The sequence below is a fragment of the Klebsiella sp. P1927 genome (assembly GCF_018204675.1).
GTDB lineage: Bacteria > Pseudomonadota > Gammaproteobacteria > Enterobacterales > Enterobacteriaceae > Klebsiella > Klebsiella pneumoniae.
Genome location: NZ_CP073377.1, coordinates 1,309,661 through 1,329,519, shown reverse-complemented (window position 1 = coordinate 1,329,519; position 19,859 = coordinate 1,309,661). Strand labels below are relative to the sequence as shown.

18 protein-coding genes are annotated in these 19,859 nt (G+C 56.8%); 12 read left to right on the top strand and 6 right to left on the bottom strand.

Going from position 1 to position 19,859, the window contains the following annotated elements:
• Window positions 1-282 precede the first annotated feature (282 nt).
• A complete protein-coding gene (gene setB, locus KB892_RS06770) occupies window positions 283-1,464 on the top strand; it encodes a sugar efflux transporter SetB (protein ID WP_004151122.1) in 1,182 nt (393 codons plus the stop codon).
• 359 nt (window positions 1,465-1,823) lie between these two features.
• Here setB and KB892_RS06765 read toward each other — a convergent pair whose 3' ends face one another.
• Window positions 1,824-2,510 carry an LEM-3-like GIY-YIG domain-containing protein gene (locus tag KB892_RS06765; protein WP_014343350.1) on the bottom strand — a complete coding sequence of 229 codons (687 nt, stop codon included), beginning with the start codon at window positions 2,508-2,510 and terminating at the stop codon, window positions 1,824-1,826.
• A gap of 288 nt (window positions 2,511-2,798) precedes the next feature.
• Here KB892_RS06765 and KB892_RS31420 point away from each other — a divergent pair, with 288 nt between their 5' ends.
• Complete coding sequence (locus KB892_RS31420) at window positions 2,799-2,933, top strand: hypothetical protein (protein WP_002912949.1); 135 nt, start codon at window positions 2,799-2,801, stop codon at window positions 2,931-2,933.
• A 108-nt stretch (window positions 2,934-3,041) separates the two neighbouring features.
• Here the strand turns inward: KB892_RS31420 and KB892_RS06760 are convergent, their stop codons facing one another.
• Complete coding sequence (locus tag KB892_RS06760) at window positions 3,042-3,296, bottom strand: YkgJ family cysteine cluster protein (protein WP_004151121.1); 255 nt, start codon at window positions 3,294-3,296, stop codon at window positions 3,042-3,044.
• Window positions 3,297-3,443: 147 nt separating this feature from the next.
• Here KB892_RS06760 and yeiP point away from each other — a divergent pair, with 147 nt between their 5' ends.
• The gene (yeiP, locus tag KB892_RS06755) at window positions 3,444-4,016 is read left to right on the top strand and encodes an elongation factor P-like protein YeiP (protein ID WP_002912951.1); all 573 of its coding nucleotides are present in this window, start codon (window positions 3,444-3,446) and stop codon (window positions 4,014-4,016) included.
• A gap of 70 nt (window positions 4,017-4,086) precedes the next feature.
• Here yeiP and uxuA read toward each other — a convergent pair whose 3' ends face one another.
• Complete coding sequence (uxuA, locus tag KB892_RS06750; RefSeq protein ID WP_002912952.1) at window positions 4,087-5,277, bottom strand: mannonate dehydratase; 1,191 nt, start codon at window positions 5,275-5,277, stop codon at window positions 4,087-4,089.
• A 207-nt stretch (window positions 5,278-5,484) separates the two neighbouring features.
• Between uxuA and KB892_RS06745 the strand changes: the two genes are divergently transcribed.
• From KB892_RS06745 to yejF, 9 genes are all read left to right on the top strand, one after another.
• Window positions 5,485-6,951 (top strand): mannitol dehydrogenase family protein, encoded by a 1,467-nt coding sequence (locus KB892_RS06745; RefSeq protein ID WP_032411974.1) that lies wholly within the window; start codon window positions 5,485-5,487, stop codon window positions 6,949-6,951.
• Window positions 6,952-7,072: 121 nt separating this feature from the next.
• On the top strand, window positions 7,073-8,050 hold the full coding sequence (locus tag KB892_RS06740; RefSeq protein WP_032411976.1) for a CobW family GTP-binding protein: 978 nt from the start codon (window positions 7,073-7,075) through the stop codon (window positions 8,048-8,050).
• 37 nt (window positions 8,051-8,087) lie between these two features.
• Window positions 8,088-8,801, top strand: a complete 714-nt coding sequence (locus tag KB892_RS06735; protein WP_002912965.1) for a phosphatase PAP2 family protein — start codon at window positions 8,088-8,090, stop codon at window positions 8,799-8,801.
• A gap of 426 nt (window positions 8,802-9,227) precedes the next feature.
• Window positions 9,228-9,797, top strand: a complete 570-nt coding sequence (gene mepS, locus KB892_RS06730; protein ID WP_002912967.1) for a bifunctional murein DD-endopeptidase/murein LD-carboxypeptidase — start codon at window positions 9,228-9,230, stop codon at window positions 9,795-9,797.
• 188 nt (window positions 9,798-9,985) lie between these two features.
• Window positions 9,986-11,548 carry a cyclic di-GMP phosphodiesterase gene (locus KB892_RS06725; protein ID WP_002912968.1) on the top strand — a complete coding sequence of 521 codons (1,563 nt, stop codon included), beginning with the start codon at window positions 9,986-9,988 and terminating at the stop codon, window positions 11,546-11,548.
• 68 nt (window positions 11,549-11,616) lie between these two features.
• Window positions 11,617-13,422, top strand: coding sequence for an extracellular solute-binding protein (locus KB892_RS06720; RefSeq protein WP_009307406.1), 1,806 nt, complete (start codon window positions 11,617-11,619; stop codon window positions 13,420-13,422).
• A 9-nt stretch (window positions 13,423-13,431) separates the two neighbouring features.
• On the top strand, window positions 13,432-14,526 hold the full coding sequence (locus KB892_RS06715) for a microcin C ABC transporter permease YejB (protein WP_004200501.1): 1,095 nt from the start codon (window positions 13,432-13,434) through the stop codon (window positions 14,524-14,526).
• Window positions 14,526-15,551, top strand: a complete 1,026-nt coding sequence (locus KB892_RS06710) for a microcin C ABC transporter permease (protein ID WP_004149131.1) — start codon at window positions 14,526-14,528, stop codon at window positions 15,549-15,551. Before KB892_RS06715 ends, KB892_RS06710 begins: the two co-directional genes overlap by 1 nt.
• A 1-nt stretch (window position 15,552) precedes the next feature.
• Window positions 15,553-17,142, top strand: coding sequence for a microcin C ABC transporter ATP-binding protein YejF (yejF, locus tag KB892_RS06705; RefSeq protein WP_004175056.1), 1,590 nt, complete (start codon window positions 15,553-15,555; stop codon window positions 17,140-17,142).
• 3 nt (window positions 17,143-17,145) lie between these two features.
• On the opposite strand, the gene KB892_RS06700 is transcribed toward yejF, so the two are convergent.
• From KB892_RS06700 to rsuA, 3 genes are all read right to left on the bottom strand, one after another.
• Window positions 17,146-17,490 carry a YejG family protein gene (locus KB892_RS06700; RefSeq protein ID WP_002912974.1) on the bottom strand — a complete coding sequence of 115 codons (345 nt, stop codon included), beginning with the start codon at window positions 17,488-17,490 and terminating at the stop codon, window positions 17,146-17,148.
• A gap of 331 nt (window positions 17,491-17,821) precedes the next feature.
• The gene (locus KB892_RS06695; protein ID WP_002912975.1) at window positions 17,822-19,018 is read right to left on the bottom strand and encodes a Bcr/CflA family multidrug efflux MFS transporter; all 1,197 of its coding nucleotides are present in this window, start codon (window positions 19,016-19,018) and stop codon (window positions 17,822-17,824) included.
• Entirely contained in the window at window positions 19,015-19,734 is a 720-nt protein-coding gene (rsuA, locus tag KB892_RS06690; protein WP_002912977.1) for a 16S rRNA pseudouridine(516) synthase RsuA, read from the bottom strand. The genes KB892_RS06695 and rsuA overlap by 4 nt, the downstream gene beginning before the upstream one ends.
• Between the last annotated feature and the right edge of the window lie 125 nt (window positions 19,735-19,859).

The window sequence follows — 19,859 nt, the reverse complement described above, 5'->3', positions numbered from 1 at the left end:
CCATCTGACGGGGAACGGATTGCCGAATGACGCTGAAACGTTTCAAGAATTTTGTACCTTTCTTGCTCAACGCGCAAGGTACGTCAGCGACTTGATCGCAGAACTTAGAGGTACTGCACACTTTTGCTGAAGCCTTAGCTATCGACCGCCTCGAACGTCAGCTTTTTGCTGAACCCTATATTTTGAAACGCCTTTTTAATTATTCGTGCCATACTACTGTTTATTTTTAGCCAGCAGGCGTAAACTCCGCGCCGTCTCCTGAAACTACAGAAAACCAAACCCATGGAAAACCGTAGCGCCGCTCTCCCCCGACGCGGGTTCGATGTCACCTCTTCCGCCTTCTTAATCGTCGCCTTTCTGACGGGCATTGCCGGGGCGCTGCAAACCCCGACCCTGAGCCTGTTTCTGACCAACGAAGTGCACGTCCGCCCGGCGATGGTCGGTTTCTTTTTTACCGGCAGCGCGGTTATTGGTATTCTGGTCAGTCAGTTCCTCGCCGGCCGCTCCGACCGTCAGGGCGATCGCAAGCAGCTGATTGTCGTCTGCTGCCTGCTGGGGGTGCTGGCCTGCGTACTCTTTGCCTGGAACCGCAACTATTTCATTTTGCTGTTCATCGGCGTTTTTCTCAGCAGCTTTGGATCGACCGCCAACCCGCAGATGTTTGCCCTCGCGCGGGAGCATGCCGACAGGACCGGCCGCGAAGCGGTGATGTTCAGCTCCATTTTACGTGCCCAGGTCTCCCTGGCATGGGTGATTGGTCCCCCGCTGGCCTACGCCCTGGCGATGGGGTTTGGTTTTACCGCGATGTATCTCAGCGCCGCGGCGGCGTTTATCGTCTGCGGGATCATGGTCTGGCTATTCTTGCCCAGCATGCGCAAAGCAAAGCCGGTAGCGACCGGCCGGCTGGAAGCTCCGCGCACGCATCGCCGCGATGCGCTGCTGCTGTTCAGCATCTGCACCCTGATGTGGGGTACTAACAGCCTGTACATCATTAACATGCCGCTGTTTATCATTAACGAGCTGCATCTGCCGGAGAAGCTGGCGGGGCTGATGATGGGCACCGCCGCCGGACTGGAAATTCCGACCATGCTGATTGCCGGTTACTACGCCCGGCGTTTCGGCAAACGCTTTCTGATGCGTCTTTCTGCAGTGGCCGGGGTGCTGTTTTACGTCGGCATGCTGACGGTGCATACGCCAGCGCTGCTGCTGGCGATGCAGGTGCTGAACGCCATCTATATCGGGATCCTCGCCGGGATCGGCATGCTCTATTTCCAGGACCTGATGCCGGGGCAGGCGGGCGCGGCCACCACCCTCTATACCAATACTACCCGCGTCGGCTGGATCATTGCCGGCTCACTGGCGGGGGTAGTGGCGGAGATCTGGAGCTATCACGCGGTGTTCTGGATTGCGCTGGCGATGGGCGTTGTCACTCAGGCCTGCCTGTGGCGGATAAGAGACGTGTAAGCACATTGCCCGGCCAGAGCCGGGCAATGCAGATTAATGATCATGATAGAGTCAATGCAGCCAGCTCGGCCTGCAGATGTTTCAGCCATGCGCAGGCATCCGTGTCGTCAGTGCTATAGTGCAGTTGCCCTTTATAATTAACTTATTGATCTTAATATAATTTTTGATTTCCGCATTAATAACTGAACAATATGACACCAGAGTAATATCGACAGCACCATTATTTGGTCCGGGGCTCAAAAAAATGCCGGGAGATAAAACAAATGTATTTAAAATACAATAAGTTATTCGATGTTTTGGAGGCGACCCATATTCAACGCCGGATCGCCCTTTAAGCAGTTATACTGAAATATTAGCGTTCAGGAATCAAAATTTGGTGAATACTTCACAGGAGACATTGACCCTTTCTTTCTGAGGTCATCAGGGATCTTCTTACCAAGATAGAGCTGTGTAATTTCAGGAGATGCCGCGCGACCTCGAAAACCAAAGCGTGAACTTTGAGTAGCTTCAAACTCATCATCTTCATCCCATTGGCGCATTTCAGGAAAGTTGTCACGGGTAGATTTTAACCACTCATCAGCAACATATACCCCTCTGACAATTCCTTTTACTGTAGCCAGGATAACTTCAGCTTTGCTTGCACGTTCGAGGCTTACACGCCAACTGAAGCGTACTGCGTCATAGAGATCAACATCCTTTGAACTTCTGTTAACAGATATCATCAGCGCTTTGTGCTTAAACTCCACTGTCTCAGGCTGGTACGTTGCAATTAATTCTTTAATATGTGCAGCGCCATACTCGTTACTGCCAGCACCGTTCATGATATTGGTCAAACCTGGGTAGGCATCGATTAGAGCAGCCTCCACCTCATAAGCAGTCTTTTCATCGGCAATACCATGCCGATGGATTACATGGATGACCTCCAGACCAGCTAATCTAATCTCACGAAGTTGCTTGAGTTTATTACTGAGCAGTTCATCATCATCAGCGGCTGCCACTTCGCCGCGCATGTGAGCAAAAACGCGATTGCCTTTTCCCTTACCCACGTAAAAAGTGCTTCCATCTCGTGGATCAATCAGTCGATATACATACCAACCGAGATGTTCGATAACTCCCGGAGGGAACTCATTAATATCCATATCACAACACCTATCACTTGATTACTGGTGTATACGTTATACTTTCAGCTGTAGATTGACAATTTGTAAGCAATACAAAAATTCACACTGCCTACTGCTGTCACGCTCAGATAACATTATCCTCATCAAGTCGATATTTATCCCCCTTCCTCCCGAGCGCGAGTCTGCAGAGGATGGGATATTGATGGTACAAATATGTTTAGTGACTATATTGCAGAGAAAACAGGCTTTCGTGTTCAATTTGATATTGAGCAGTTGAAGCCAGACCTCAATGTCGATGCCACTGATAGATTTCAACAACAAAACCTGGAAGACGTGTTGGTAGATTAAATGGCTGCGTGATAGCTATCCTCTCAGAGGAGCCACCTATCCTGTTGATATAAAACAAAATAAACACCACCATAGGTTATATACTTATAAGCAATGTTCTACAAATACCTATGGTGCCGTGCTGGACTCCAAGTGAAGCAGGTAAGTTATAGCGGCGTCACGATCCGTCGAACACATATCTGGCGAAGGTTGAAGATTGCCGCACACTTTTGGTCGCAGTTCCGAACCGAAAATGTTACATAGGTTGTCATTAGATAATTGAACACACCTGACATTAGCCGGCTTGCCCTGCGGCATGCCGGGGATCGGCGATGATATAGAGGGGGCGATGCAACATGCGCCACAATCAGTACGACATTCCACAACCCGACTCCCAAACGCTCATTTTGCGCCACAGCCTAAACGTTTTGCCAGAAGATAGCAAAACTCGCGAAATCCGCTTGCCTGAACGCCCGGGCGCGAGTAGTTTTACGCGATATTTTTGACTCGTTAAGTGACAGGATTACTGCAATGCCAAGAGCGAATGAAATTAAAAAAGGTATGGTGCTGAATTACAACGGCAAGCTGCTGATTGTGAAAAATATTGATATTCAGTCACCCAGCGCCCGCGGTGCTGCGACACTGTATAAAATGCGCTTCTCCGATGTGCGCACCGGCCTGAAAGTAGAAGAGCGCTTCAAAGGCGACGATATCGTCGATACCGTCACCCTGACCCGCCGTTTCGTCGACTTCTCCTACGTCGATGGCAACGAATACGTGTTCATGGATAAAGAAGACTATACCCCTTACACCTTTACCAAAGAGCAGATTGAAGAAGAGCTGCAGTTTATTCCGGAAGGTGGGATGCCGGACATGCAGGTGCTGACCTGGGACGGCCAGCTGCTGGCGCTGGAGCTGCCGCAGACCGTTGACCTGGAAATTATCGAAACCGCGCCGGGTATTAAAGGTGCGTCCGCCAGCTCCCGCACCAAGCCAGCCACCATGAGCACCGGCCTGGTGATTCAGGTGCCGGAATACCTGACCACCGGTGAGAAAATCCGCATTCATATCGAAGAGTGCCGCTATATGGGCCGCGCGGATTAATCATCGGTAACGCCCCGACAGTAAAAAAGGACAGCGCTGGCTGTCCTTTTTATTATCCCCATTGCCGCGATTACAGCAGTTCAGGGTATTTGGTCATTTTCAGCGCCAGCTCGACGCCGCGCACTTCCGCCATCCCCTTGAGACGGCCAATCGCCGAATAGCCTGGGTTGGTTTTCTTGCGCAGATCGTCGAGCATCTGATGACCATGATCCGGACGAAATGGGATCGGGCGCAGATCGCCGGCCTGTTTACGCCGCTGCTCTTCACGCAGGATAGCATCCACCACCGCCACCATATTGACGTCGCCGCTAAGGTGCGCCGCCTCGTGGAAGGTTTTCGGGTTTGCTTCACGGCAGGTAGAGCGCAGATGGGTAAAATGGATGCGATCGCCAAAGGTCTCCACCATCTTCACCAGATCGTTATCGGCGCGAACGCCATACGATCCGGTACACATGGTGAAGCCATTATTAATGCTGTCCACCGTCTCCTTCAGCCACTGCATATCTTCGATGGTCGACACGATACGCGGCAGGCCAAGGATCGGCCGCGGCGGATCGTCCGGATGCACAGCCAAGCGGATCCCTACCTCTTCGCATACCGGCACGATGGCGCGCAGGAAATAGGCCATATTTTCACGCAGCTGCGCTTTATCAATGTGGTCATACTCCGCCAGACGCGCGCGGAACTGGTCAAGGGTGTAGCCCTCTTCCGCTCCCGGCAGGCCGGCGATGATATTGCGGGTCAGTTTATCGATATCTGCTTCGCTCATCGCCTTGAAATAGACCTCAGCCTGACGCTGCTCTTCTTCACTGTAATCCGCTTCCGCTCCCGGGCGTTTAAGGATATGCAGCTCAAAGGCGGCGAAAGCGATCTGATCGAAACGCAGCGCCCGGGAGCCGTCCGGCAGCTCATATTCCAGATCGGTGCGCGTCCAGTCGAGGATCGGCATAAAGTTGTAGCACACGGTATCGATGCCGCAGGCCGCGAGGTTGCGGATGCTCTGCTGATAGTTGGCAATCCAGGTCGCATACTGCCCGCTGTGGGTTTTAATATCCTCGTGGACGGGAATGCTTTCGACGACCGACCAGGTCAACCCTTTTGCCGCTAACAGCGCCTGACGCGCTTTAATCTCGTCGACCGGCCATACCTGACCGTTTGCAATATGGTGCAGCGCAGTGACGACGCCGGTCGCCCCCGCCTGCCGTACATCATCAAGCGATACCGGATCGTTCGGCCCATACCACCGCCAGGTTTGCTCCATCGCTATGTCCTCACAAAAGTTGTTATACCAATAATGGCGACACTCATGACGACTACCATACATGTTTCTCACCTGGCTGCAAACAGTGCTGGCCTATTGATTGATCCAGCTCACAGTCAGCGGATAATTTCGGCTTACCAATTTAACTTCCTGTCATATAACTTTAGACTGGCATTGTTAATAAGCAGTTAAACAGGTGTGGGAAGAATGACAACAATTGCAACCGCTACGCTACCGAAGAACGTGCAATACCCTCAATACGATCGCAGCCAACTCCGCTCGCGTATTGTCCATTTCGGCTTTGGCGCGTTTCACCGCGCGCACCAGGCGCTGCTCACCGATCGCGTGCTGAATAACGTCGGCGGCGACTGGGGGATCTGTGAAATCAGTCTGTTCAGCGGCGACACGCTGATGAGCCAACTTCGCGAACAGGACCATCTGTTTACCGTGCTGGAAAAAGGCGCCGACGGCAACCAGCCCATTGTGATCGGCGCGGTGCACGAATGTCTGAACGCCAGGCTCGATTCGCTGGCGGCGATTATCGAAAAATTTTGCGAGCCGCAGGTAGCGATTGTCTCGCTGACCATTACGGAAAAAGGCTACTGCATCGATCCGGCGACCGGGAAACTGGATCCGACGCATCCGCGCATTATTCACGATCTGGAGAATCCGACGCTGCCGCAGTCAGCTCCCGGTATTTTAGTTGAAGCGCTAGCCCGCCGCCGGGAACGAGGCCTTCCGCCCTTTACCGTGCTCTCCTGCGATAATATCCCCGACAACGGTCACGTGGTAAAAAATGCCGTCCTCGGCATGGCGGAAAAACGCAGCCCGGCGCTGGCGGACTGGATCGCCGACAACGTCAGCTTCCCGGGCACCATGGTGGATCGTATTGTTCCTGCGGCCACACCGGAGTCGCTGGCGGAAATCGCCGCCGTGCTGGGGATCGACGATCCCTGCGCCATCAGTTGCGAACCCTTCATTCAGTGGGTGGTCGAAGATCACTTCGTCGCCGGGCGACCCGCCTGGGAGACGGCGGGCGTGCAGATGACCGATGACGTGTTGCCCTGGGAGCAAATGAAGCTGCGGATGCTCAACGGCAGCCACTCTTTCCTCGCCTGGCTTGGCTATCTGGCAGGGCATGCGCACATTAGCGACTGCATGCGGGATGACGTCTTCCGCCGCGCCGCCCGCCAGCTGATGCTTGACGAACAGGCTCCGACGCTGACCATTACCGGCGTTGATCTGCTGGCCTATGCCGACAGTCTCATCGCCCGCTTCAGCAATCCGGCGCTCAAACACCGCACCTGGCAAATCGCCATGGACGGTAGCCAGAAGCTGCCCCAGCGCATGCTCGATGGCATCCGCGTACATCTGGCGCGCGACAGCCGTTGGCCGCTGCTGGCTCTCGGCGTGGCCGGCTGGATGCGCTACGTCAGCGGCACGGACGACGCCGGTCAGACGATCGACGTGCGCGATCCGCTGGTCGACAAGATCCGGCAGCGGGTGGCCCAGAGCGATGAGCAGCAGCGCGTCGACGCCCTGCTGGGGCTGGAGGAAATATTTGGCCGCGACCTGCCGCACAACGCCCAGTTTGTCGCCGGGATCCGCGCCGCCTGGCAACAGCTGGCGACGCACGGCGCCCGCGAGGCCGTCGCCCACGCGCTGAATTCTTAACAATATTTGCGCTTATGCGGACAGAATTCTCTTCTGTCCGCCTCAGGACTTCTCTTTTCCCCCTTTTTTCGTCAGGATAGGCGTAACTGTTACAACATTACATTTATCCTGGAGAAAAAGAGTGACCAGAACCAATTTGATCACCGGCTTTCTCGGCAGCGGTAAGACGACCTCGATTCTTCATCTGCTGGCGCAGAAGCCTGCGGATGAAAAATGGGCCGTACTGGTTAACGAGTTTGGCGAAGTCGGGATAGACGGCGCGCTGCTGGCCGATAGCGGCGCCCTGCTCAAAGAGATCCCCGGCGGCTGCATGTGCTGCGTCAATGGCCTGCCGATGCAGGTTGGGCTGAACACCCTGCTGCGCCAGGGCAAACCCGATCGCCTGCTGATCGAACCCACCGGTTTGGGCCACCCAAAGCAGATCCTCGATATCCTCACCGCGGCGGTGTATGAGCCCTGGATCGATCTGCGCGCCACGCTGTGCATCCTCGATCCCCGCCAGCTGCTGGATGAAAGAGCCGTCAGCAACGACAACTTCCGCGATCAGCTGGCCGCGGCGGACATCATTGTGGCTAATAAAAGTGATCGGGAAACCGCCGAAAGCGCCCGGGCGCTGGCCGACTGGTGGCAGCGCTGGGGCGGCGAGCGTCGCAAGGTGTCGGCAATCCAGGGCAATATCGATCTGGCCCTGCTCGATGAGCCACGACGGAACACCGCCCCGCTGCCGGCGAGCGCGGAGCACGCCCACCGCCATCCCCCCTCTTCCGGCCTCGCCGCGCTCAGCCTGGCGGAACACCAGCGCTGGCGCCGACATCTCAACAATGGCCAGGGCTATCAGGGCTGCGGCTGGATCTTCGACGCGGAGACGGTTTTTGACACCATCGGCCTGCTCGAATGGGCCAGGCTGGCGCCAGTGGGGCGCGTTAAAGGCGTGATGCGCATTGCCGAGGGGGCGGTACGAATCAACCGTCAGGGGGAGGATCTCCATATCGAGACCCTCAGCGTCGCTCCGCCCGATAGTCGGATCGAGCTTATTTCCGCGAATGAAGCCGACTGGAACGCACTCCAGACCTCGTTGTTGAGGCTTCGTTTAAGTTAAGGCGGCTAAGGTTGCCGCCGACTGTCACAAAATCGCAATGGCTATGATGAAAAACCGAATTCCTTTAATCCTGCTGCTTAACATCGCGGGTGTAGCGCTATTTTGCTCCTGGTATCTGCCAGCCAACCATGGCGCGTGGTTGCCGGTCGACTCCGCGATCTTCCATTTCTTTAACCATGGCGTCAGCGTCAGCCATGCTTATGCCTGGCTGCTGGCGATCATCAACAATCGCGCCTTCGACGCCTGTTCGCTGCTGGCGATGGGCTGCCTGATGCTGAGCTATTGGCTAAAGGCGCCGACTGCAGGCCGTCGTCAGATCGCCATCATGGGCCTGGTGATGCTGCTGGCGGCGGTGATCATCAACCAGCTCGCACAACACCTGATGCCGGTACAGCGCGCCAGCCCGTCGCTGTTTTTTAGCGATATTACCCGCGTCAGCGACGTCGTTAACTTCCCCACTAAGGATGCGTCGAAGGACAGCTTCCCTGGCGATCATGGGATGATGCTGCTGATCTTCGCGAGCTTTATGTGGCGCTATTTTGGCCGTCGCGCGCTGGGCGTCGCGCTGATTATCTTTGTGGTCTTTGCTTTCCCGCGGGTAATGATTGGCGCCCACTGGTTTAGCGATATTGCCGTCGGCTCCCTGACCGCCGTGCTGATCGGCGCGCCCTGGGTATTGATGACCCCGCTGAGCGATAAATTGATCGCCTTTTTCGATCGCTACTTACCCAGCAGAATATCGGCCAAATAATGTCTCCGGCAGCCGCCAAAGTCATTAACTATAAGGGGACCTTTTGGGTCCCTTTTTACATTTTCCCTTTTTTTCAACATGACGTTCATCTTCTTGTCACATTAATCCCGTGACAAATGAAGGAATTGTCTGTTTTTTGCCCGATATTGCCGTAATTTTGGCCTTTCCCGATGATTCACTTTTTGTCACCAAAATACTTATAAGAAATCGCGCAAAACCGCTCGCCATGCGGCGTTTGATAGGGTAATCTCGTTCTCGTTTTGCCTTTTCCGCAGCATTAATTCAGGGCATGAATAAAATTGTGCGTGACTGCACAAATTTAAGCTTAAGGAATTGTCTCATTGCGGATGGGTATTTAGGCTCTAACACGTTTGGCATTTTTTATAACGACATTGTCGTTAAGGACAACAAGGGAAAATAAACAGCATGGTCAAATCTCAGCCGATTTTGAGATATATCTTGCGGGTAGCCCCCGCGATTGCAGTAGCGGTTCTGCTTTCCGCGTGTAGTTCAACAAGTACCGCCAGGAATATGCATTCTGAGACGCATGCTGTGGGTAGTGGCGATTTATCATCACTGCAAGCCTCTCAGGATGAATTTGAAACGATGGTCCGTAACCTGGACGTAAAGTCCCGTTTAATGGATCAGTATGCCAGCTGGAAAGGCGTGCGTTACCGCCTCGGCGGCAGCACCCGCAAGGGTATCGACTGCTCAGCGTTTGTGCAGCGCACCTTCCGCGAACAATTTGGTCTGGAACTGCCGCGTTCAACTTCTGAACAGCAGGAAACCGGAAAATCGATTTCCCGTGCCCAACTGCGTACAGGCGATCTGGTTCTGTTTCGCGCCGGCTCTACCGGCCGCCATGTCGGGATCTACCTCGGCAACAACCAGTTTGTTCACGCCTCCACCAGCAGCGGGGTGACTATCTCCAGCATGGATGAGCCGTACTGGAAAAAGCGCTACAATGAAGCGCGTCGAGTCCTGAGCCGCTCGTAAACTGTCCTCCACCGCCGCCGGTTATCCCTTGGCTGGCTGCGGGATAAAAAACACTGCCCCAGGCAGTGTTTTTTTTTGCCACCTGGTTCTCAACGTCGCAAAATAAGCTATGTCTTTTAAGTGGGAATGAGAAAAACGACGACCGACACTCCGTTGATGCGCTTCAATAATACGGAAAGAATCTGGCTATGCTTACTCGCTACTTTTCGCCCCAGCGTAAAACCTGGTTAACCAGCCTGAGCGTGGGGATCATCGTCGCGCTGTTGGCCGGGAGCATTCAGTTTATGGTGATCTACCATAACCGGGCCGAGCGTTTCGACGCCATTATCAACAATGTTAATACCTATCTGAAAAGCTATTTTCACGACCTGCGCCAGACCATTGACGGCCTGCAGCCGCTGGTGGACCAGCCCTGCGAGAATATTGACTCCGGGCTTACCTCCCACGCCGCGTTCAGCCCCAACGTCCGCGCTTTCCTGCTGGTCAAAAACGGCATCGCCTTTTGCTCATCGGCTACGGGAGCCATGAATACGCCCCTCAGCCAGCTGATCCCGGCCATCGATATCAGCAAACCCGTTGCTATGGCGATTTTACCAGGCACGCCGATGATGCCGAAGAGCGCGGCGCTGGCGCTGTGGGTAGGTAAACCCGGCGATCAAAACAGCGGCATTTTCGTGTCGATTAACGCTAATCTCACACCGTATATCCTCTATTCCGCGCGGCAAAACGATTTCAGCGGCATTGCGCTGGCCATCGATCACACCGCTATCTCCACCTTCAGTAATCGGCTGGTGGATCCGCAAACGCTGCATAACGCGCCGATCCGCCAGGCACAGATCGAGGGCTTACCGCTGAAGGTCTATCTGTATGCCAACAGCTGGCTGGCGGAAAATACGCAGTTTGCTCTGCTGCTCGGGGTCGTCTGCGGCCTGCTGGCGGGGCTGCTCTGCTATTACGTGCTGACGATCAAATCGGATCCGCGAAAATCCATTCTGCTGGGGATCAAAAATAACCAGTTCTACATCGTTTATCAGCCGGTGGTTAATGCTCAGACTCTACGTATCAGCGGCGTGGAGGTCCTAATGCGCTGGCGCCATCCGGTGGTTGGTGAAATTCCGCCCGACGTTTTTATTAACCTGGCCGAAACCCAGCAGATGATCGTGCCGCTAACCCATCACCTGCTCGCGCTGATCGCCAGCGACGCTGCGGTGTTGAAGCGTATTCTGCCGCGCGGCGTGAAGCTGGGGCTGAATATTTCCCCTGCCCATCTGCAGGCCGACAGCTTCCGCGACGATATGCTGCGCTTCGCCGCCGCACTGCCAGCCGACCACTTTCACGTGGTGCTGGAGGTAACCGAGCGGGCGATGATTGATAAAGAAAAATCGATGGCTAACTTCGCCTGGCTCCACCGCCAGGGATTCGAAATCGCGATTGATGATTTCGGCACCGGGCATAGCGCGCTGATCTATCTCGAACGCTATAACTTCGATTATCTGAAGATCGATCGCGGTTTTGTGCAGGCGATTGGTACTGAAACAGTAACCTCGCCGGTGCTGGATGCGGTACTGACCCTCAGCCGCCGGCTGAAATTAATGACCGTCGCCGAAGGGGTGGAGACCCAGGAACAGGCGGAGTGGCTTCGCGGCCAGGGCGTTCATTTCCTGCAGGGGTACTGGATCAGCCGACCGCTGTCGCTGGCCGGGCTGGTGGCTGCGCACGATGAACCCGCGAACTATTTCACAACGCGCTAAGTCTCACTTATGATGCGGGAACGGATGTCGGCCATGGGGGCCGGCCATGACAAGGTATTCTGCCGCCTATGTATGCGCGCCTCTTTCTGATTCTGCTGGCTCTGTTTAGCCTGGACGCTAAGGCGCAAACCATTCAGGAAAGCGTAGCCTTCGCGATTATCGGCGAACCGAAATACGCCGCCGGTTTCAGTCATTTTGATTACGTCAATCCCAGGGCGCCGAAAGGCGGCACCCTCACCCTGGCGGCGATCGGCACCTTTGATAACTTCAACCGTTATGCGCTGCGTGGCAACCCCGCGGTACGCACGGAGGCGCTCTACGATACCCTGTTCACCACCTCGGATGATGAGCCCGGCAGCTACTACCCGCTGATTGCCGAGCGGGCGCGCTATGCCGAGGACTATTCCTGGATGGAGATCGCGCTCAACCCGCGCGCCCGCTTCCATGACGGTACGCCGATCACCGCCCGCGATGTGGCGTTTACCTTCAACAAGTTTATGACCGAAGGGGTGCCGCAGTTTCGCCTGTTTTATAAAGGCACCACCGTGAAGGCCATCGCGCCGTTGACCGTGCGTATTGACCTCGGCCAGCCCGGCAAAGAGAACATGCTGAGTCTGCTGAGCCTGCCGGTTATGCCCGAGGCGTTCTGGCGCCAGCACAAACTCAGCGACCCGCTGTCGAAGCCGCCGCTGGCCAGCGGGCCATACCGCATCAGCGCCTGGCGAATGGGGCAATATATTACCTATTCCCGCGTCGCCGACTACTGGGCGGCCGACCTGCCGGTCAACCGCGGTCGCTGGAATTTCGATACGCTGCGCTATGACTATTATCTCGACGACAATGTCGCTTTCGAAGCCTTTAAAGCGGGAGCCGTCGATCGCCGGGAAGAGACCGTCGCCAAAAACTGGGCTACCCGCTACGTCGGTCGCAACTTCAGCCGCGGCTACATCATTAAAGATGAGCATACCAATACCTCGGCGCAGGATACCCAGTGGCTGGCGTTCAATATTCAGCGCCCGATTTTTGCCGATCGCCGGGTGCGGCAGGCCATTACCCTGGCGTTCGATTTCGAATGGATGAACAAGGCGCTGTTTTACAGCGCCTATCAGCGCGCCAACAGCTATTTCCAGAACACCGAATATGCCGCCCGCAGCCTGCCCGACGCAGCCGAGCTGGCCCTGCTGACGCCGATGAAAAAAGAACTGCCCCCGGAGCTCTTCAGCCAGGTTTACCAGCCGCCGGTCTCCCGCGGCGATGGCTTCGACCGCGCCAACTTACTCAAAGCCGACGCCCTGCTCAATGCGGCGGGCTGGACGGTGAAGAACCAGCGCCGGGTCAACGCCGCCACCGGCAAGCCGCTGCGCTTTGAGCTACTGCTGCCGGCCGGGGGCAATGACCGCTGGGTGCTGCCGTTTCAGCACAACCTGCAGCGTCTGGGGATCGTCATGGATATTCGTCAGGTTGATAATTCGCAGTACAGCAACCGCCGCCGCAGCCGGGATTACGACATGATGCCAAGCCTGTGGCGCGCCATGCCCTGGCCGGGGACCGACCTGCAAATCTCCTGGGCGTCCGACTATATTCACTCCAGCTACAACGCGCCGGGGGTGCAAAGCCCGGTAGTGGATAAGCTGATTGCGCAGATCCTGCAGTGGCAGGGCAATAAGCAGAAACTGATCCCTCTCGGTCGGGCGCTGGATCGTGTGCTGACCTGGAATAACTACATGTTGCCGATGTGGTATATGGCGCAGGACCGCACCGCGTGGTGGAATAAGTTCTCTTTCCCCGCGACCCGCCCCATCTATTCGTCCGGCCTCGATACCTGGTGGTACGACGTGAACAAAGCGGCCACCCTCCCCGCGGACAGACGCTAAGGACATCCCATGGGCAGCTACCTGATCCGCCGTTTGCTGTTAGTCATCCCCACCCTGTGGGCCATTATCACCATTAACTTTTTTATTGTCCAGATCGCGCCTGGCGGCCCGGTCGATCAGGCCATCGCCGCCATCGAGTTTAATCAGCGCGGCGGGATGCCGGGGGCTGGCGACGGCGGAATGGGCGCCAGCCATGCCCGCACCGGCGCAGGCAATATCAGCGAGGGTCACTATCGCGGCGGGCGCGGCCTCGACCCGGAAGTCATCGCCGAGATCACCCACCGCTACGGCTTCGATAAACCGCTGCACGAACGCTATCTGAAGATGCTGGGCGATTATCTGCGCTTTGATTTCGGCGACAGCCTGTTTCGCAGCGCCTCCGTGCTGCAGCTGATTAAAGACAGCCTGCCGGTCTCGGTGAGCCTCGGGCTGTGGAGCACGCTGATTATCTATCTGGTCTCCATTCCGCTGGGCATCCGCAAAGCGGTCAGCAACGGCAGCCGCTTTGATATCTGGAGCAGTACACTGATTATCATTGGCTATGCGATCCCTGCCTTTCTGTTCGCCATCCTGCTGATCGTGATTTTTGCCGGCGGCAGCTATTTCGACCTCTTCCCGCTGCGCGGTCTGGTCTCGCCAAATTTCGACACCCTCCCCTGGTATCAGAAGATCCTCGACTACCTGTGGCACATCACCCTGCCGGTGCTGGCGACGGTAATTGGCGGCTTTGCCGCGCTGACTATGCTGACCAAAAACAGCTTCCTCGACGAGATCCGCAAACAGTATGTGGTCACCGCCCGCGCCAAAGGCGTTGGTGAGAAACAGATCCTCTGGGGACACGTGTTCCGTAACGCCATGCTGCTGGTGATCGCCGGCTTCCCGGCCACCTTTATCAGTATGTTCTTTACCGGCTCGTTGCTGATCGAAGTGATGTTCTCGCTAAACGGCCTGGGTCTGCTGGGCTATGAAGCGACGGTCTCCCGCGACTATCCGGTGATGTTTGGCACGCTCTATATTTTCACTCTGATTGGCCTGCTGCTGAATATCGTCAGCGATATCAGCTATACGCTGGTCGACCCGCGCATTGATTTTGAGGGCCGCTAATGTCTTTCTTCAGTCCCGTTAATCAGGCCCGCTGGGCGCGCTTTCGCCACAACCGTCGCGGCTACTGGTCGCTGTGGCTGTTTTTAATTCTCTTCCTATGCAGCCTGGGCGCCGAGCTGCTGGCCAACGACCGCCCGCTGCTGGTGCAGTACCGGGGCCAGCTGTACGTCCCGGTGTTAAAAAACTACACTGAGCAAACCTTCGGCGGCGCGTTCGCCACCGCCGCCGACTATCAGGATCCCTGGCTGCAGCACCAGCTGGCGACTCACGGCTGGGCGCTATGGCCGCCAGTGCGCTTCGGCGCGACGACAATTAATTTTGCCAGCACGGTTCCCTTTCCATCGCCGCCCTCGGCCAGCAACTGGCTCGGCACCGACGCCAACGGCGGCGATGTGCTGGCGCGGATCCTCTATGGGACACGCATCTCGGTGCTCTTCGGTCTGCTGCTGACGCTGTTCTCCAGCGTGCTGGGGGTGCTGGCCGGGGCGATACAGGGTTACTACGGCGGTAAAATCGACCTGTGGGGACAGCGCTTTATCGAAGTCTGGTCCGGCATGCCAACGCTGTTCCTGATCATCCTGCTCTCCAGCGTCGTGCAGCCGGGCTTCTGGTGGCTGCTGGCAATCACCGTTCTCTTTGGCTGGATGACGCTGGTGGGCGTGGTGCGCGCGGAATTTCTCCGCACCCGCAACTACGACTATGTTCGGGCGGCGCAGGCGTTAGGGGTTAGCGACCGGCAGATCATCCTGCGGCATATGTTGCCCAACGCGATGGTGGCGACCCTCACCTTCCTGCCCTTTATCCTGTGCAGCTCCATTACCACCCTGACGTCGCTGGATTTTCTCGGCTTCGGCCTGCCGCTCGGCTCGCCCTCCCTCGGCGAGCTGCTGCTGCAGGGCAAAAACAACCTGCAGGCGCCCTGGCTGGGCATTGCCGCGTTTCTCTCCGTCGCCGTGCTGCTGACGCTACTGATTTTTATCGGTGAAGCGGTTCGCGACGCCTTTGACCCGAGTAAGGCGGTGTAATATGACCCACCCGCTATTAGCTATCGACAATCTCTCTATTGCCTTTCGCCAGCAGGGCGAGACGCAGACCGTGGTGCATAATCTGTCGCTCGAGGTGGCGGTCGGCGAAACGCTGGCCCTGGTGGGCGAATCCGGCTCCGGTAAGAGCATCTCCGCCCTGTCGGTGCTGCGGCTGCTCCCTACCCCGCCGGCCAGCTACCCCAGCGGTGACATCCGTTTTCATGGCCAGTCGCTGCTGCATGCGGATGAGGCGACCCTGCGCGGCGTGCGCGGCAACCGGATCGCGATGATCTTTCAGGAGCCGATGGTATCGCTCAACCCCCTGCATACCCTGGAAAAACAGCTCTACGAAGTGCTGTCATTACACCGGGGAATGCGCAAACAGGCGGCGCGCGGGGAGATCCTCGACTGCCTGGAGCGCGTCGGGATCCGTCAGGCGCCGCGGCGGCTGGCGGACTATCCGCATCAGCTCTCCGGCGGCGAGCGCCAGCGGGTGATGATCGCCATGGCGTTGCTGACTCGCCCGGAGCTGCTGATCGCTGACGAGCCGACTACCGCCCTGGACGTATCGGTGCAGGCGCAAATTCTGCAACTGCTGCGCGAGCTGAAGCAGGAGCTGAACATGGGGCTGCTGTTTATCACTCATAACCTGAGCATCGTCCGCCAGCTGGCTGACCGGGTGGCGGTAATGCAGAACGGCCGCTGCGTGGAACACAATGACTGTCGGGCGCTGTTCAGCGCGCCAGCGCATCCCTACACCCAACGCCTGCTGGATAGCGAGCCGGACGGGGAGCCGGTGCCGCTGGCCGCCGATGCCCCGGTGCTGCTGCAGGCGGACGATTTAAAGGTGGCGTTTCCCGTTCGCAAAGGGATCCTGCGTCGGGTGGTCGATCATCATCGGGTGGTCAACAGCCTCAGCTTTCAGCTGCGCGCCGGCGAGACGCTGGGCCTGGTGGGGGAATCGGGTTCCGGTAAAAGCACCACCGGCCTGGCCCTGCTGCGCCTGATCCCGTCCGGGGGCAAGATAACCTTCGCCGGCCAGCCGATTCAGGGGCGTAACCGCCGACAGCTGCTACCGCTGCGCCGACAGATGCAGGTGGTTTTTCAGGATCCGAACTCGTCGCTCAATCCGCGCCTCACGGCGCAGCAGATCATTGAGGAAGGCTTGCGCGTCCACCAGCCGACGCTGACGGCGGCCGAACGCGAACAGGCGGTGATCCTTGCCATGCAGGAGGTCGGCCTCGACCCGTCCAGCCGCCAGCGCTATCCGGCGGCGTTCTCCGGTGGCCAGCGACAGCGTATCGCCATCGCCAGAGCGTTGATCGTCAAACCGCAGCTGATCGTCCTCGATGAACCGACCTCATCGCTGGACAAAACCGTTCAGGCGCAGATCCTGAACCTGCTGAAAGCCTTACAGCGAAAGCATCAGCTGGCCTATATTTTTATCAGCCATGATTTAGGCGTGGTGCGGGCGCTATGTCACCAGGTGATGGTGCTGCGTCAGGGAGAGGTGGTCGAACAGGGCGAGTGCAAGTCCGTCTTCAGCGCACCCCGGCATGAGTATACCCGCCAGCTGCTGGCGCTAAGCTGACGGTCAGAAAGGGTTATTGCCGGAGAAGGGCTCGGCGATGGCCACGCCAAAGTTTTTCAGACGACAGGTGGCGGCAAACTCATCCTGCAGGTTAACGAACAGGCAGGGTTCACCTTCGCACTCCAGCACGGAACAGTCGACTTCGATGTCGCTTAACGCCTGACTGAGCTTATGCATCACCGGCCAGGCTTTCTCACCGTCCGGGCTCAGCAATTTAAGGGCAACGAGACTGTTCTCGTTCTGCGCGCCGTTTTGCGGAATCGGTTCAACTCTGGAACCCGCAAAACCGGCCAGCCAGCGATAGCTCTGCGGCAGACGGTGTACGATAGAGAGTTGTTGTGTATTCACTTGGTTTCCCCGGAAGCAAAAGGCTTCACAATAAATTTACATCAATATTAACACACTGTTGACAAATAGTCCTGCCTTGAGGCAGAAAACGTTTACAGCGGCGGCGGACCAGGGTTAAGCGCTTATAATCCAGCGCTTTATTTTTTATACCCGGCGAGCCGATTGGCGCTATATGTACCCGTTTCTGTGATCCAAAACAACTTTTTTATCGCAACAATGCGACTTTTTACACTAATTGATTTTACATAAAGGAAACAAATCGCAGAACCCTGAAGCCCATTGCGGTTGACATGCATCAAGAAAGGGGCGATTTCGCCCCTGAAAATGTGACCTAGCGTGCGATTTTTCGCCGCCGGGATGCGTAAAGCGAGAAGAAAATAGAGCAGGTTGCGCAGAAGGCAATAGAGATCAGCATCGGCCAGGCGGTGGTAAACGTCGCCATCGACAGCAGCGCGCCGATAATCGCCCCGATACCGAAACGGAAAGTCCCCGCCAGCGACGAAGCAGTGCCCGCCATATGCGGAAACTCATCGAGGATCACCGCCATGGCGTTAGACGACACCATGGATACGCAGCCGACAAAGGCCGCTACGCCGATCACCAGTGACCAGAAGCCGACATCCAGCAGCGCGCAGACCACCATCCACACCGCCATGGCAAACTGGATCCACAGCCCGGCGCGGAACATACGCAACGCCCCTACCCGCCGCACAAACCGGCTGTTGAACATGGTCATCAGAAACAGAAAAACGATGTTCAGCGCAAAATAGTAGCCAAAGTGCTGAGGCGCAACGTGGTTTATATTGATGTAGACAAAGGGACCGGCGCTAAGGAAAGAGAACATGCCCGCGAAGCTAAAGCCGCTCGCCAGCATATAGCTCAGTACCCGCTTGTGGCGGAACAGCGTGGCAAAGTTACCCAGCGTGGTGCGCAGATGGAACGGCTGACGCCTTTCAGCCGGCAGCGTTTCGCGGATAAACAGGCCGATCATCAGCGAGGCCAGCAGGGCCACCAGGGCGAGGATCCAAAAGATGGCATGCCAGCTGAACCAGACCAACACCGCCCCGCCGACCATCGGCGCCACCAGCGGCGCAATGGTCGTGACCAGCATGACAAACGACATCATGCGCGAAAACTCATCTTTCGGATAGATGTCGCGCATCAGGGCGTTAATCACCACGCTGGCCGCCGCGGCTGCCAGACCGTGGAAGAAACGCATGACAATCAGCATATCGACGGTTTGCGACAGGGCGCAGGCTACCGCCGCCGCCGCGAAGACCAGCGTCCCGCCGAGGATCACCGGCTTGCGGCCAAGGCTGTCCGCCATCGGGCCGTACAGCAGCTGACCCAGCGCAAAGCCGAGGATATAGGTGCTGAGCGTCATCTGCGCGCTGCCGTCCGGGACGTTATACTGGGCGGCAATCACCGGCAGGGCCGGAAGATACATATCAATAGACAGCGGCATCAGCATGGCCAGCAGGCCAAGGATAAACACAATCCCCAGTGAAGAATTCTGCTTCAGCGTCACGTTTTACTCCGTGGCTGCGGGGCGCCCACGCTGGCGATTTCCGCTTCCGTCAGCGGACGATATTCACCCGGCGCCAGCGATTCATCCAGCAGGATGTCGCCGATGCGTTCCCGATGCAGGCCAACCACGTGGTTGCCCACGGCGGCGAACATGCGTTTCACCTGATGGTAGCGGCCTTCGCTGATGGTGAGGCGCACTTCGGTCGGAGTGATAACTTCCAGCAACGCCGGTTTGGTGAGATCTTTTTCGTTATGCAGCTGGACGCCTTTGGCGAACAGCTCCGCGGTCCCTTCCGCCAGCGGGCTTTCCAGCGCCACCAGATAGGTTTTTTCACAGTGGTGGCGCGGCGAGGTAATGCGATGCGACCACTGGCCGTCATCGGTCATCAGCACCAGCCCGGTGGTGTCGATATCCAGCCGTCCGGCGGCGTGCAGCTTATGCGCCACCGGCTCGTCGAGGAAATAAAGGATAGTCGGATGATCGGGATCGTCGGTGGAACAGACGTACCCTTGCGGCTTGTTGAGCATAAAGTAACGCGGGCCATTCTGCTGGGTCAGCGTATTTCCGTCATACTCCACCTCGTGCTCCGGCTGGAGCTTAAAAGAGGCATCTTTCACAATGTCGCCGTCCACGGTAACGCGGCTGCCGCGAATTTCACGCCCGGCAATAGCCCGGCTGACGCCGAGCTGCTGAGCGATAAACTTATCAAGTCGCATGAGATTTTTTTAGCCTGTCATAGTGCTGGAGCGGGCAAATCGCCCGAAAAAGAAGAATTTCACCGGCTAGTATAACGGGCTCTTAACACCACTCAAGGGAAAAGATTCATGGCATACTATTCGCC